The 13,939-nt window shown below is 66.4% G+C and carries 15 protein-coding genes; 14 read left to right on the top strand and 1 reads right to left on the bottom strand.

All coding sequences use genetic code 11. The features are described 5' to 3' along the window. The first annotated feature begins 154 nt into the window (after positions 1-154). From KPL78_RS00895 to KPL78_RS00960, 14 genes are all read left to right on the top strand, one after another. Positions 155-388 carry a helix-turn-helix domain-containing protein gene (locus KPL78_RS00895; protein WP_219760758.1) on the top strand — a complete coding sequence of 78 codons (234 nt, stop codon included), beginning with the start codon at positions 155-157 and terminating at the stop codon, positions 386-388. Next, complete coding sequence (locus KPL78_RS00900; protein WP_219760759.1) at positions 388-645, top strand: hypothetical protein; 258 nt, start codon at positions 388-390, stop codon at positions 643-645. The genes KPL78_RS00895 and KPL78_RS00900 overlap by 1 nt, the downstream gene beginning before the upstream one ends. Then, positions 642-2,228, top strand: coding sequence for a DUF2213 domain-containing protein (locus tag KPL78_RS00905; protein ID WP_219760760.1), 1,587 nt, complete (start codon positions 642-644; stop codon positions 2,226-2,228). The genes KPL78_RS00900 and KPL78_RS00905 overlap by 4 nt, the downstream gene beginning before the upstream one ends. Positions 2,229-2,242: 14 nt before the next feature. After that, on the top strand, positions 2,243-2,875 hold the full coding sequence (locus tag KPL78_RS00910) for a hypothetical protein (protein WP_219760761.1): 633 nt from the start codon (positions 2,243-2,245) through the stop codon (positions 2,873-2,875). A 79-nt stretch (positions 2,876-2,954) separates the two neighbouring features. Beyond that, positions 2,955-3,137 (top strand): hypothetical protein, encoded by a 183-nt coding sequence (locus tag KPL78_RS00915; protein ID WP_219760762.1) that lies wholly within the window; start codon positions 2,955-2,957, stop codon positions 3,135-3,137. Continuing rightward, positions 3,134-4,918, top strand: coding sequence for a tape measure protein (locus tag KPL78_RS00920; RefSeq protein WP_219760763.1), 1,785 nt, complete (start codon positions 3,134-3,136; stop codon positions 4,916-4,918). Before KPL78_RS00915 ends, KPL78_RS00920 begins: the two co-directional genes overlap by 4 nt. Positions 4,919-5,081: 163 nt before the next feature. After that, a complete protein-coding gene (locus tag KPL78_RS00925; protein ID WP_219760764.1) occupies positions 5,082-5,696 on the top strand; it encodes a hypothetical protein in 615 nt (204 codons plus the stop codon). Between the two features lie 140 nt (positions 5,697-5,836). Further along, on the top strand, positions 5,837-6,304 hold the full coding sequence (locus KPL78_RS00930) for a hypothetical protein (protein ID WP_219760765.1): 468 nt from the start codon (positions 5,837-5,839) through the stop codon (positions 6,302-6,304). Positions 6,305-6,572: 268 nt separating this feature from the next. After that, entirely contained in the window at positions 6,573-6,965 is a 393-nt protein-coding gene (locus tag KPL78_RS00935) for a hypothetical protein (RefSeq protein WP_219760766.1), read from the top strand. Positions 6,966-6,978: 13 nt separating this feature from the next. Then, positions 6,979-7,641, top strand: a complete 663-nt coding sequence (locus KPL78_RS00940) for a hypothetical protein (RefSeq protein ID WP_219760767.1) — start codon at positions 6,979-6,981, stop codon at positions 7,639-7,641. 119 nt (positions 7,642-7,760) lie between these two features. Beyond that, on the top strand, positions 7,761-8,030 hold the full coding sequence (locus tag KPL78_RS00945) for a hypothetical protein (RefSeq protein WP_219760768.1): 270 nt from the start codon (positions 7,761-7,763) through the stop codon (positions 8,028-8,030). A gap of 134 nt (positions 8,031-8,164) precedes the next feature. Next, the gene (locus KPL78_RS00950; protein WP_219760769.1) at positions 8,165-10,891 is read left to right on the top strand and encodes a hypothetical protein; all 2,727 of its coding nucleotides are present in this window, start codon (positions 8,165-8,167) and stop codon (positions 10,889-10,891) included. 993 nt (positions 10,892-11,884) lie between these two features. Then, complete coding sequence (locus KPL78_RS00955; RefSeq protein WP_219760770.1) at positions 11,885-12,469, top strand: DUF6932 family protein; 585 nt, start codon at positions 11,885-11,887, stop codon at positions 12,467-12,469. Then, complete coding sequence (locus tag KPL78_RS00960; RefSeq protein WP_219760771.1) at positions 12,466-13,455, top strand: hypothetical protein; 990 nt, start codon at positions 12,466-12,468, stop codon at positions 13,453-13,455. Before KPL78_RS00955 ends, KPL78_RS00960 begins: the two co-directional genes overlap by 4 nt. On the opposite strand, the gene KPL78_RS00965 is transcribed toward KPL78_RS00960, so the two are convergent. Continuing rightward, complete coding sequence (locus KPL78_RS00965) at positions 13,437-13,868, bottom strand: DUF6998 domain-containing protein (RefSeq protein WP_219760772.1); 432 nt, start codon at positions 13,866-13,868, stop codon at positions 13,437-13,439. The two genes, KPL78_RS00960 and KPL78_RS00965, sit on opposite strands and share 19 nt — an antisense overlap. Between the last annotated feature and the right edge of the window lie 71 nt (positions 13,869-13,939).

Consider the following 13,939-nt stretch of genomic DNA (forward strand, 5'->3'; position numbering starts at 1 on the left):
TTGGGCCGCGATTAATTCCTCTTCCCTGCTGACGTGGCACCGGCCGCGAACGGGCATGGTCCGCCGCGGCCAACACTCGAATTAATCGCGGCCCTGCCTGGCCCCGGGCTGGCCGAGGATCAGCTCCGTCAGATCACGACGACGGAGAGAACCAGTGAGCCGCACCGACATCACAAAGCGCTACGTCACCGTGCCGCAGGCCACCGAGATGTTCAGCATCTCGAAGCAGACGCTCTACCGCCTCCGCAAGGAAGGCGGAGTGCGCATGCTGAAGGCCGGTCGCCGCACGCTGGTCGAAGTTGCTTCGGTCGAGGAGCACCTGCACCGCAATCCTGTCGGGCGCGTCGTCGATCCAGATGTTCGCCACCGTGGCGTGGCGGCGCACTGATGCACATCGCGAATGCGTTCGGTGGCGTTGCCATCGTGAACAACATCGCGCTGATCCGGCCGAAACGGATTGGAGCGGACCTTTTTGAGTTGGAGATCGTCCCGCCGCCCGGCGGCTCGCTCGATGAACACGCGATGGTGACGATGCGCGAAGTCACGTGCCACGGCTCTGAAGTCGTCCGCATGTGCCACGTCGCCCCTCATCTGTTCGGCGGCAGCGCCCCGGACCTCCTACGCCGCCTGGAGAAGAACCAGTGACCAAGCATTTCCGCACCGACAGCGCCTCCTCGCGCGATGCCCGCGCCGAGATGATCCGCAGCATCAGCTCTGGCTGGCGTGCGTCGCCTGTCCGCGCCACCCCGCCACGCGTGATGCGCGAGGACCGCAGCGGCGACGCCGCGGACGTCCAGCGGTTCGACTTCATCTCGCTGGAAAGCGCGCAGGTGACGCCCGAAGGCTGGATCATGGACTCGCCCATCGTGAGCCGGACCGGCGTCTTCGAGTACCCGCGGGGCGACGGCACCGTTCGCCGCGAGTATCGCCCGCCCGAGGAAGTGTTCGCCGCCGCGACCCTGAGCTCGATGCGCGGCGCGCCGGTCACTGACGGTCATCGTGGCCGGGTGACGAAAGACGCGCACACCTCCGCCATCATTGGCACGGTCATGTCCGAGGGTCGGCGCGACGGTGATACCGTGGTCGCTGAAGTCGTGATCCACGCGCCGAACCGCATGGGAACAAAACGGGAACTATCGCTCGGCTATGCGGTCGAGATGGACATGACGCCGGGCGTCACGCCCGATGGCCAGCCCTATGACGCCATCCAGCGGAACATCCGCATCAACCACCTCGCCGTGGTCGAGCGGGGCCGGGCCGGCATTGCGCGACTGCGGCTCGATGGCGGCGACGCGCAGTCCGAGCCCAGCTCGGCGCGCGGCCTGCGGGCACGCACCTATGACCGGGTGCCCGTCCGCACCTCGGCCCGCGACGCGCGGCGACAGATGGTCAGCGCGCTGCGAGACGACAGCGCGGGCGCCTTCCGCGAGGACGGCATCGATCTTTGGGCGAAGGGCGAACCGATCCGGCCCCATGTGCCGACGCGTCCGCCCGAGCCGCCCAAGCGGCCTGATCCGCCTCAGGTCCATGATGGGCGCGATGTGTTCCCGAGCCCCGAGAAGGTTCTCGCGCATTGGGAACGCCTGAAGGCCGCAGAGGCGCGGGACAATGCAGCGCGCGCAGCCGCGCAGTCACCTGCGGGGCTGGCGGCAGCCGCCAAGCAGGAGGCAGACCGTCAAGCCGCTGCGCAGGCCGCTGAGCAGGCGCGGGCTGCCTCGGTCGCGACCATCGTCGCTGCCTACGGCGAGGGCGCCGTTGTCCACCTGAAGGCTCGCGCCGATGCCGAGAAAGCCGAGGCCGCACGCCGCGAAGCCGCGCAGGCTGCCGCTGCTGCCGCGGAGGCGCAGCAGCGCGAGGCTCGGTCGAAGGCGGCCGAGGAAGCCCGCACCCGGACCGCCATGCGGGCGCTGCTGAAGCGTCGTCGGCTGGAATTCCCCGAAGTGCCGGTGCTGCTGGATGGCGAGCTGGTGCCGGCCGACATGCTCGACGACTGCCTGCCGTTCTTGCGGCTGGAGGCCGACCCGATTGCTCGGCTCACGGAACTGCTGACGCGCGGCGCAGTGGCCGAGGCATGGCGGGCGGACCCCGACCGGGCGCAGCGCAATGGCCATCGGCGCCCGAGCCGGAAGGCCAACCTCGACCTCGACATCGCCGACGACATCGCCACTTGCGGCATCCATTTCCGTACCCTGGCGGCGCCGCTGTTGCTGACTTCGGCGGCGGTCTGAGGAGGGGCGGCACGATGCACTCGTTCAACCCTGCCTCATCGACAACCGACCCCCAGGCCGGCCTGTGCGCTGGCCTCGTTGACCCGGTTGAGGGGCTTCGCCCACTGACCAGCCGTATCGGTGCTTGGCGCTGCGACAGCGTCGGCGACCGACGGGCCGCGCCTGGCTGGGAGCGCAGAGAAGATGTGCACATTTTCAGCTCGCCCGATGCCGTGATGGAATTCTGGTACGGCCTGACGGACACCGCGAAGGCGGCCGAAGTCGCGCGCACTGCGCGAGCGATGCGCCGGCTCCTGATGCGCCCGGCGCGGCTCGAATTCCCGCGCGTGCCGGTGCTGCTCGACGGTCAGCGGATGAAGGACGCAATGCTGGACGACGCGTTCCTCTATCTGCGCGTGGAGCGCATGAGCCGACAGCGGGCCGGCGCTATCGAGGGCTTCGATCCGTTCGCGTTCCTCGCGCATGCCCTGACCAACGTGATCGCGCAGATCTGGAAGGCCGACCCGATGCGCGCCTCGCGTTGGCCGGTCAGTGAGCGGCGCTGGCAGCAGAATCTCGATAGCGACGAAAGCGAGGACATTCGCCTGCTCGGCATCTGCGCCCGCACGCTGGCGGGGCCGCTGCTGCTGACTTCGGACATGGTCTGAGGAGGGCTGCTGCGTGACGAACCGCCCCAGCCCGCAAGACGAAGGTGCGCCATGCGCTCCGCGTGGCCCGGTCCCCAACATGCCGGGCTTTGGAGAGATGTTCCTGTTCCTGATGGAAAGCGCGCTCCGGCATCGGGGCGATGCGGCCGCCATGCAGGGTGACCTGCGCGCCACCCTCCGCCGCGCTCGCGCGACGCACGAGGCCATGCAGCGTGTCTTCGGGGGCACCAAGCCGACCAATGAGGAGGACCCTGGCCCGTGATTGTTCGCGAACTCATCACCCGCCTTTCCTACAAGACCGACGACCGCGGCGCCCACGACTACGAAGCCCGCTTCAACGCGCTTCGGGCGCGTGCTGCCGGCGTCGTCGCCGCCATCGCCGCGGTCGCGGCAGCCGTGGGGACAATCGGCACGCTCGTCGCGCGGGCCGGCGACCGCATGACCGCCTCGCTGGCGAAGATCGAAAGCGCCATCGGTCGCTCGGCCACCAGCGCGGGCGAGGCCGAGGACGTCTATTCGCGGTTGTACGACGCCAGCCTCCGCACCGGCGTCTCGGCCAACGACAGCGCCGACGCCTTCGCCCGATTCAACCTCGCCATGCGCGACCTGGGCCGCCCGGCTGGCGACACGGTCGATCTGATTGAGGGGTTGCAGGCCGCTGCCATCAATGCCGGCGTCGGCACGCAGGAGCTGACCGGCGCCATGATCCAGCTGGGCCAGGCGCTGGCCTCGGGCAAGCTCCAAGGCGACGAGTTCCGTACCCTGCGGGAGAATATGCCGGCCTTCCTGCGGGACGTTGCGCGGGAGCTGAACGTCACCATGGCGCAGCTGATGGAGCAGGCCGAGAAGGGCCTGCTCACCCCGGCGCGCCTGATCCTGGCAATGCTGAATGCGTCGCGCACTGCCCGGCAGGAGCTGTCCCGCGCGCCGCTCACCATGGCGAGGGCCTGGGCGACCCTTGGGAACGCGACGGCGCGCTTCCTCGCCGATATCGACCGGGCCACGCAGCTGTCCCAAATCCTGGCGCACATGTTCCGCCGGGCGGGGCAGGGCATCGAGTGGATGCGGCAGAAGCTGGCGCCGGTCGGGCGGATCATCCGCGACCTCGTGGAACGCCTAGGCGGGGCCGATGCGGTGGCGCGCACGCTCATGTTCGGGCTCACGGGCTTGGCTGTGGCACTGGCCCCGCTGTGGGTGACGGCGGCAGCCGTCGCCGCAGCGTTCGTCGCGCTGGGAGCAGCCTTCTTCTTCTGCTGGGCCATTGCGGAGGACTTCTTCGCCTGGGTCACGGGCGAAGACATCGACACGCTGTTCGGGCAGATGTTCGGCGACTTCGCCAACGTCGCGCAGCCCTTCATCGACGCCTGGAACTGGATGGAAAGGACCGTCCTGGCCGCGCTGCGCACCATCGCGCAGGAATGGTCCCGCTTCACCAACTCCGAGCAGGTCGCGGAGATGGGCCGCATCCTGTCGGGCGTGGCGGCGCTGATCCTCGATGCCTGGGGGCCGGTGAAGCAGTTCTTCGTCGACCTCTGGGACAGCATTCAGCGCGGCGCCGACGCAGTGATGGAGGCGATCCGCCCCCTGGTCGAGCTTGTGGAACGGCTGGTGGGGGCTGTGTCGCGCCTGACCGGGTCCGCTCCTGGCAGCACGGCGGCACAAACGCCCTCGGGCGTGGGCTCGGTCGGCGAGGCTGGCAGCGGCGGCACGGGCATAACGACCGACCCCGCCACGGGTCAGCGCCGCGTGCGGCAGGGCCTCAACCGCGCCGGCCGGCCGCCGATCAGCCTGCAAAGCCTGACCACCCCACCGTCCGCAGGTCTGACGGATCGGATGCCCGGCACGACGAACAATGTCCATCAGGAAGCCGTCGTGAACATCAACCAGACCGTGAACGCGACGGGGCCGAACCCTGCCGAGATCGCCGCGGCGGCCGGCATGGGCACGCGGCAGGCCTCGGGCGCCTCGGTCGAGGCGTGGCAGGGCGCGTTCTCTCGCGCTTTGGCGGGTGCGCACTCCCGTGTGGAGCCCGCGGCCCAGTGAGCGCGCGCCGTTTCAGTTGCCGGGCCGTGGGAATGGCGAGGGCTCTGCGCCTCGCCGCCCCGCGGCTCGGTGGGCAGCAGGCGGGGCGGGTGGGCACGCGCCTCGCCCAGGTGATGGTGTCCCGCCTGCTGCCGCCCATGCATCGAGCCGGAGGAGTGTGACCGTGACCGCTGATAGCCACCCCACCAACGCGGGACCGAGCGCCGCGCCGAGCGGGCAGGAGGTTTGGCAGATGTGCTTGGCCCAGGACCACATGACCTTCCAGACATTGGAAGAGGAGTTGGTCGTGGCGTTGTTGACCTGGGCGGCGCAGCAGCCGGGTGATGGACCGGTACCGGCCGCGCACCAGCCGCTCATGATGCGCATCGACGATTTCATCGACAAGGTCGGCTGCGCGCACATTCATTCCGACGTGCTCGCGAAGCTGCAAGCCGAGATGTGGCGGCGCGGGGTGCGCTACCGCTTCACGGATGAGGCTGGCGCAGCGGACGGCGGCGCCTGGGTCCAAGTGTGGCTGGACGACTACCTCGCGCTCGGTCTGCCGGGCATGGCGCGGCAGCTGCGGCGGTCCCGCGGGTGGTTCGTGGCGCGTGCGCTCGACAGCGACGTTCGCCGCCGCATGGCCGAGGCCGCGCTGGCCCAGTACGGCGAGGGCCCGCCCGATGCTGCGCAGGAGGTCGCCCTGTTGGCCGCGCTGCGCCGCGTGCGCCACGAACAGGCCCGCATACGCGATGCCATGGCCCAGATGACCGATGCGCAGGTCGAGCCCGAGGCCTGACGTTCAGGATTCCGCGCCGGAAACCATCGGGCTGGTCGAGATGATGGTGCGTCCTGGAGATGGCGGATCGCTGGCATCGCGAACCCCTCCAACGACCCCTCCGGTGGCGCACGAAACCCGAATGCAGAGGAGATGAATCAGTGAGCACCATGCACTATGCAGCGATCGATGAAGCGATCGTGGTCGCGATCCTCGATCTGATGAAGGCGGTGCCCTGCCGTCAGACGAACCCCCTCGTTGCCAAGGCCGGCGAACTGCAGGGGCTCTTGGTGGAAGGGGGCTTGATCCCTCCGGGGAGCAGCCCCGCGCAACGCGTGAATGCGCGCGCGTTGTCGGCGGCGATGGTACGGGTGACGGACGAGCTGCGGCGCCGCGGGGTGCATGTCGCGCAGTCGCGTCGTGTGCCGGGCGTGAGGCCTGCATCAGGCTCGTCGCAAGAGGGCGCCTTCAGCATTTGGTGCGACGAGGATGCCCTGCTGGATGTCGTGTGGCGCAGCCGCTCGGTGCGGACCGCGGCGCCTCCGGCGCAGGCGCCCATCACCATCGACTCAATGGGCATCGACCCTGTGCGCCCGAAGCACCCGCGGGGGGCGATCACCGCCGACTGAGCTGCCTGCGCTGACGGAAGACGGAACGGGCGGCTCCTCCTGGCGGAAGGGCCGCCCGCATCATTTGCGCCCGGGCGGAAGCGCGATGTGTGGCGCCATCTGCACAGTGCAGCCATCCGAATTGTGCAGTCGATGCTCAGGCGAATTCCAACAGTTGCTCAGCTGTCAGTGACTGGCGCTTCTTCGACGTGTCGAAACCAAGACCGTTCGGAGAGCTGAAGTGAAGCTAGCCAAGAGTCCACGCTGTGCGTCTCTTATTGTCGAAGCGATGCTCGTCTTCGCGGAGACACTGCCCAATCGCGCGGACGCCCCGCTCGAAATCGGGCCGGGTGCGCTGCTCAAGATGCTGCTGGAGCGCGGGCTGCTGCCCGAAGTCGGCGACGCCGACACGCATGTCAATGGTCCATCGGCCGTTCGCTTCTCGGGATTGCTCGCGCAAGGCGAAGCAGAGCTCGTTCGGCGTGGCATCCACGCGATCCCGCTCTTTCGCGGAGAGGAGACCAGCCGCAGCTATCGCGATGATGGGTTGCGTGCGCACCGCCTCCGCGTCTGGCGAGACGAGCGCATCATCACCGACGTCGTGAAGCCCGGTGAGAAGGCGTCGCCGAAGCCCGGCGCGAAGCCGGTGACGAAGCCGGCGCGCCGCAAGCAGGCGGCGTGAGGGAGGGCGAGAGATGAGCGATGATGATTTCCCGAAGATCCCGCCCGGCGGCAAGTATTTGTTCGATGCAGCGCACGAGATCGTGCGCAAGCACGGGCCGGAATTCCTGATCGAGCTGGAGAAGCAAAGAGCACGGCTCGGATGCACCGAGAAGATCCTGCTCAGCGCGGTCGAGGAGTTGCGCCGAGAAGGATATATGTCGGACAAATTCGCGGACAAAGACACCGGTGCTGGGGTGCCTCGTGGCTTCGTGATGACGTCGGACGGAGTCTTCTATCAAGTCCCTAGCTCAAGTGATCTTCCGATCCACGTCTGCTCGCAGATCTATGTGCACAGAGCGTCAGGATATATGGGCGAGCCAATGCTGTCGGCATGCCTTGAGGTCCAACACTTCAAAGGTGGCGAGTTCAAAGGTGTTCTGATCGACGGGAAACATCTTCGAGCTCTTGATGCTCTGCTGGACAAGCTTGAGGAGCTTGGCGCGTGGATCGGCGCGAGCAACCAGCAGAGAGAACTGTTTCTGAAATACCTCGATGAGTCGATGCGCGATCTGTGGATCGAAGCGCGGCGTGAGAGTGCTGCTCGTGAAGATGAGGAAGAGGCAGCCATGTGCCGCGCGGCTGCCGGGCGCGTAATTGAAAGCGGCCCGCGCACCACGCAGGAAGCGTCACCCTGACGCAGTTGCGCCGACCCCGTCGCAAGCGGGATCGGCGCGGAACTCGAATTGCCAGTCCAGGAGTACGCCGAGGAGATCAGCGCGAGCGCATTTTCCTTGGTTTCTCCTTCATTTGGCAAATGACCGAATTGTCAAACGTAAGGACACCTCACGACATGACTCGTGGCGAACCCGAGGAGAACAAGCCCAATGCGCAGGGCCAGGATGGCGTTATCGGCAGCGATGGCGGCAGCGTGCCGGATACTGATGGTGGCGGCGATGATCGCGAGGACACCGTGCCGGGAGGCGCTGCGCCGGACGCGGCGGCGGGCGATGCGCCGGGCGGTGCGCGTTGTGATGGCCAGCGAGCGTCCGCTACGCTTCGTCTGAACCTGAAAACCAACGACTGATTTAAGACCCGGCGCCGCCACGAGAGCGACACCGGGCCGGGCACCGCGAGCGAAAGACAGGCAGGCGACCTCATCGCCCATCGCTCCTGCGAGGTATGCTTTCACTGCTGCATCGGGCATCGGGGAGAACCTTGGTGTCTGACGATTTCATCACCATCATCAAGTCAGCGTCGCCACCGCGCGTTTGCAAGAGCTACCGGCTCGACGCCGATGGCCGTGTGACGAAGACGGCTGTTGCGCACGTCACGGAAGGAACGGCGCGAACCGTCGTAGTTCCTGATGCTGATGCGCTTGTGGCGCTGCTGCGGCAGGTCACTGAGCGTGAGGACGAAGTGATCTGCCCCGGCGTCTTCGAGTATGCCGGCGCAGACCCGTTCCGCATGGTCAGCGAGAAGCGTCTGTTCGAGATGCTCGGCAAGAAGGGAGATGTGCCGGGCGGTGTGCAGTTCGTGAATAGCGAGCGTGTCGCTGCCCGGCTCAAACGCGGCATCGCCCCATCTTCGTGGATGCTGATCGATGCGGACAATCCTCCCGGCATGCCTGAGGATTGGCAAGCCATGCCTCTCGCCGATCGGCTGGAGCGGTTGGAGGCTGTCGTGCCTGGCATCTCGACGTGCGAGCGGGTCGAGCTGCGGGGTTCTTCCTCGCGCGTGGTCAACGGCTCTGGCAATCCCGGCCCGGCGACTCATGCCTGGGTGCACGTCAGCGACGCATCCAAGATCGAGATGATGCGGAATTCTGTGCACGTCGCGGCGGTCAACGCCGGACTGTCGTTCCCGTCACCGCACCGTTCACGTACCGAGCCTGGGCGCGAGATCGGTCACGGGTGGCGGAGCCTGATCGATTTCTCGGTGTGGGTCACCGGCCGTCTGGTGTTCTGCGCACGGCCAGAGGCGTGCGGCGAAGGAATGTCGGTAACCGATGCTGATGTGCGCATCGTCAACAGGGGCGGCGGCGTGCTCGACATCTCTGGCATCAAGCTGCCGGATGCCCAGGCGCTCGACAAATATCGGAAGCGTACGGGTGCCAGATTGCGTATCGAGCGCGACGGCGACCGCATCACGGCCACGAACGAAGGCGATTTGACCTGGGAGACAGAGATCGAGAGTCGGGGTGCGGTGAAGACCCTGCGCGAATGGGTCGCAGAGATGAATCCGGGCGACAAACTGCGCTGCGAGACGCCATTCCGTGAGTCTCGCTCGGAAGCGGCTGTGCTGCGCCAGACGGCCCATGGCCCGGTGCTTTTCGACGCCGGGACAGAAATCACCTATCGCATACACCCAGCCGATGACGCTGCGAACAAGAGCAAAGCTAAGCCCGACCTTCTCATCAACGGCGCCGACCTAACCGAGACTGCGAAGGCGCTCGGAAAGCTGCTCTCGGCCCAACCGCACCTGTTCGACCGCGCAGGGCCGGTGCGGGTGGCCTGCGACGCGAGCGCCGAGACCATGATCGTCGAACGGCTAACGCCAGTTGGCGTGATCAATGAAGCGCACGCTGCTTCACGGCCATACCGGGTCAAGGTTCTGCGAAATGGCGCGGAGGAGGATGTCTATTCGACGTTGCCCAAGGATGTCGCTGCGCTCTACCTCGACGACCGTAACGCATGGGGTTTGCGCCCACTCGACGGCATAACCTCGGCTCCCCTGCTCCGCGACGATGGCACGATCCATGCTGTCGAGGGGTATGACCCGGCAACGCGCATGTGGTGCCGCAACGTGCCGGTCGTGGACGTTCCGGAGAGGCCGACGCGGGGGGAGGCAGAGGCAGCCTTGCTGCGGCTGCGGAAGCATTGGCGCACCTTCCCGTTCGCGGACTCAGAGCGTGTCGCTGTGCCGGGCGGCGGCGAACCTGTGGTGGACACGAGCAAGCCGCCCGGCATGGACGAGAGCACCTTCCTAGTCGCGCTGCTCACGGCAGTGTGCCGACCGAGTCTTGGCCTCTCTGTCGCGGTACTGGTGCGCGCGGCGGAAATGTCGGGCGCGGCTACAGGCAAGGGGCTGTTGATCCGCTCGATGTGCGCGGTGGCCTACGGCGCGCAGCCGGCGGCGGTAACTGCCGGTAGTGCCGTGGAGGAGATGGAAAAGCGCATCGCGGCGGTACTTGTTGAAGCACGGTCGGCCGTGATCCTCGACAATGTAAACGGTGCCGCGCTCAAGTCCGACCTCCTCGCATCAGCCTTGACCGAGCGCCCGGCGGAAATGCGCGTGCTTGGCAAGAGCGAAATGCTGAAGCTGAACGCCACCACCTTCATATCTGTCACCGGCAATGGCGTGCTGCTCTCGGAAGATCTTGTGCGGCGGTTCGTTGTGATCGAACTCGACGCAAAGACTGAGAACCCGGAGGCGCGGGAATTCGAGGGCGACTTCCTGGCAGAGACGATGGCCGCGAGGCAGGTGCTGCTACGCGACGCGCTGACCATCTGGCGGTGGGGGCGCGCGCAGGGCCGAGGTCTCCCTCGCGGTAAAGCGGCCAGCAACTTTGTGCAATGGGAGAGGTGGTGCCGTGATCCGCTGCTCGCGCTCGGGTGCCGTGACGCGATGGACCGCGTGGCCGAGACCAAGGCAAGAGACCCCGAGCGGCAGAGGATCGAGGAGTTCTTCGCAGAATGGTGGATGGAAATTGGCCCCAGGCCTGTCTTGGCGGCCGACATCATGGCGCACCAGTCGGTCCGAGCCGTGGTCGATCCGATTGGCCGGGGGCAGCAGTATCTTGTGAAGGTGCTTGGCAGCAAGGAAGGCACCATCGCTGGCGGCTTCAAGCTCGTTCGCAGCAAGGGCGGCGGCACCTGGGGCAAGAGCAGGTACTCGCTGCAATGGGTGGGCGACGGCGATCCCCCGCCGCGCGAGAGGAGGATGTGATGGCCGGCGCCGCGCCTGCTGCGCCCCTGTGCCCCCCCCCTGTGTGTTCCGGCGTTCCCCTGCTTTGCCTGCCTCGCAAGTCTTTGTTTTTCTTGAGTACGAGCCCTGTGTCCCCTGTGTCCCCTGTGTGTTTCTTAACCTTAGCGCGAGGACATAACGACTTACACTTCGGCACCCGGCCCTTCGTCGCGTCTCGGGGCTACGGTCGCGAACCACACAGGGGACACAGGGGTCACAGGAGGCCGGCTCAGTGAAAACAAAGGCTTATGAGCCAGTCGATGCGAGGGAGCACAGGGGTCACACAGGGGTCACACAGGGAGGGGCACAGGGGAGGCGCACGGCTGACCGACCCAGCCTCGGCGCCCCACCCCACACGCCGCGCCGCCCGTGGCCGCCTGTCGGCCTCAGCACCTTTCCGGCTAGGGGTGTACCGGCCCGACCCCTGCGAGCCTGCCCCGCCCCAGCCCTGCCCAGCCGCGCAGATGCCCATGGTCCGGGGCCGGTCGCGCTGCCCCGCCGACGCCGGCCCCGGCCGCCCAGCCCGGACCCCGCCGCGCCCTCCGCAGGGACAAAGAGCCTGCCCCGGAAGCCATCCGTCTGCCCTGAGCCGAGGCCGCGCCTGGGCAGCGCCGCCCGGCGCGGCGCGTCGCCCTTCCACCGGCCCCTCCATCGACACGCCGAACAGCCTTCGGCGGCAGGCTGCGGCGCCCCGTCGCGAACCGGGGCAGACCACCGCGATCTGCATGGTGCCGTTGCTCGATCGAGTTTTCGTCGATTGGGGTGGTGCCGATGCTCGAATCGAGTTTTCCGAGGTTGGTCAGACAGGGGGCGGGCGGCTCTGGTCGGGCGTCATTGGCTGCGCCGGTTCGGATCGCCGGTGGGCCGACGCGATGCGCAAACCACGGTGTCAGCCAATTCCAATAATCGCACTCCGTAATGTTGCGCGGAACAGCAGGTGGCCACTATCGTGGGTTGAATATCAATGGAAACGCCATGATTCCGCCACTTGCGTTGTCGGGGCTATTGCCGCCCTTTATCGGCGAGAGTCCGACGCTACCCGCCGGGCGGGCGCCATATCGCACTTCGATGGCGCAGGTCGTGACGCAATTTGGCACTACGCCGCATCGGCGAAGCCTGCTTCAAGGTCTTCTCAACTATCGTCAGGCACTTCGGTCGTTGGCCATCACACAGGGCAGCCAATGGATCGGAGGCAGCTTTTTGGAGGATTGCGAGCACCAACGGGGGCGCCCACCGCAGGACATCGACGTGTTGACGCTGATCGAACCTCCTTCGGCATTTCTAACGCCCGATGCTTGGGCCGCCCACATCGCGTCGAACGCCCCGGCGTTCCAGGCATTGACCACACCGGCATCGAAGGCGACCTACGGCTGCGACGCGTACTTCATGGAACTGTATGCGCCGCCGATGATGGTAGTTGCATCAACGCACTATTGGTTCGGGCTTTTCTCGCACTCCCGGAAGATGGAATGGAAGGGGTTGGTCGAAGTTCCGCTGGGCGCCTCAAATGCCGATGACGACGCTGCCCTAGCGGAGTTGGCGCGGATGAACGGATCATGATCCGAAAGATTCAACGCGACACGCTGATGGCGGAGCTTCAGTCGCTGCGCGCACTCCTCATCGGCGCTGAGGGCGCAGCGCCCCTCACGGCGTTATCACTGAAGGCACGGCTAGCCGGTGTCGAAGAGGAGCTGTCTGCGCTCGAACGCGAGATGCGGCTTACGGGTGAGGTAGCTATCTTCTTCACGGGCAAGAGAGTGCAGGGATCGCGAGGCATCGACGCTGAGTTCGCGACGAACAGCCTTCGTCACTATCAGGACCTTGTATCGAAAACAGTCCTGCACCGCTTGCGCGGGCCTCTCGCGCAACGCGGGCCGCTCAAGGAACGCGAGGTAGCACGCCTGAACATCACCGGCACCGCGCCGGGGTCCTTCGGGTTTGTCCTGGAGGAAGATGGCGCAGATCAATCGCCACTGTTTCCAACTGCCGTGAAGGAGGCGATGGAGCAGGTGACCGAGTTGTTGAAGGCGTTCTCCTCACCCGAGGAGGCTGCATTCGCTAGCGCATTCGATGATCTCGATCCGCGCACGCTCAAGAGCCTCAAGGACCTGCTTGAAGATCTGAATGAATCAGAAGCTACGATGCGCCTCGTTGAAGGTGATCGTGAGGTAAGTCTGGATCGCCAGAGTGTGGAGCGTGCCGCGGAGCGCGCCTCTCAGAGCCGGGTTGATGAGCGCGAAGTCGAGATTGAGGGGCGTCTGATCGGCATTGGCCCAACACGCCGTACCTTTGAGTTCCGACGAGAAGACACAGGAGATGTCCTGACCGGGCGCGTCGACTCCCAGTTGAGTGGAGCATTCCTGCGGCGCGTGACGGAAAGCCCCGTCGAGATTGGCGAGAGGCGTGTCGCGCGCATGCTAGTTCGCGAAACCGAGCGTCGAGGCGCATCGCCCCGGATCACATATACGCTGCTCAATCTATCCGATGAGTCGGCTGCGGATGAAGACATCGCCGATTTTGACGATGATCAGGCGGATGGTGCATAGCCGGCAGCCGAATCACCCTCCGCAGCCACTAATGCCATTGCCCGCAGCCGCGCCACGCTGATGGTGCGCTGACCGTTCTTCTGCATCGGGCGGCAGGCACCCCACACGGGCGCCCCATCGCCATCATAGATCACCTCGGCGTGGCGCTTGTCGGCGGTGATGCGCAGCACCAGCAGCCGGTCGCAAGTGTCATACATCGCGATGGAGTTACCCCCGGTCAGCTTCACCTGCACGTCACGCCCCATCGCATCGCGGGCATCGTGCGCCGTCGCCGACATCGGCAGCAGTGTGAGCCCGAAGGCCTCGGCCGCGATGACTTCACCGATGGAGCCCACCATGTGCCCGTCCGGCGTGAAGCGGCGGCCCGGATACGTCGCCTCAAGCTCGCGCACCGCGTCGTAGATGCGCGCCACCGGCTCCGGGAGGGGCAGCGGCCGCCCCGGCAATTTCTCTTTCCTCATTCTGTTGCTGCGCGCCTCTGATC

This window comes from Roseomonas alba (assembly GCF_019430885.1).
GTDB classification, from domain to species: Bacteria; Pseudomonadota; Alphaproteobacteria; order Acetobacterales; family Acetobacteraceae; genus Neoroseomonas; species Neoroseomonas alba.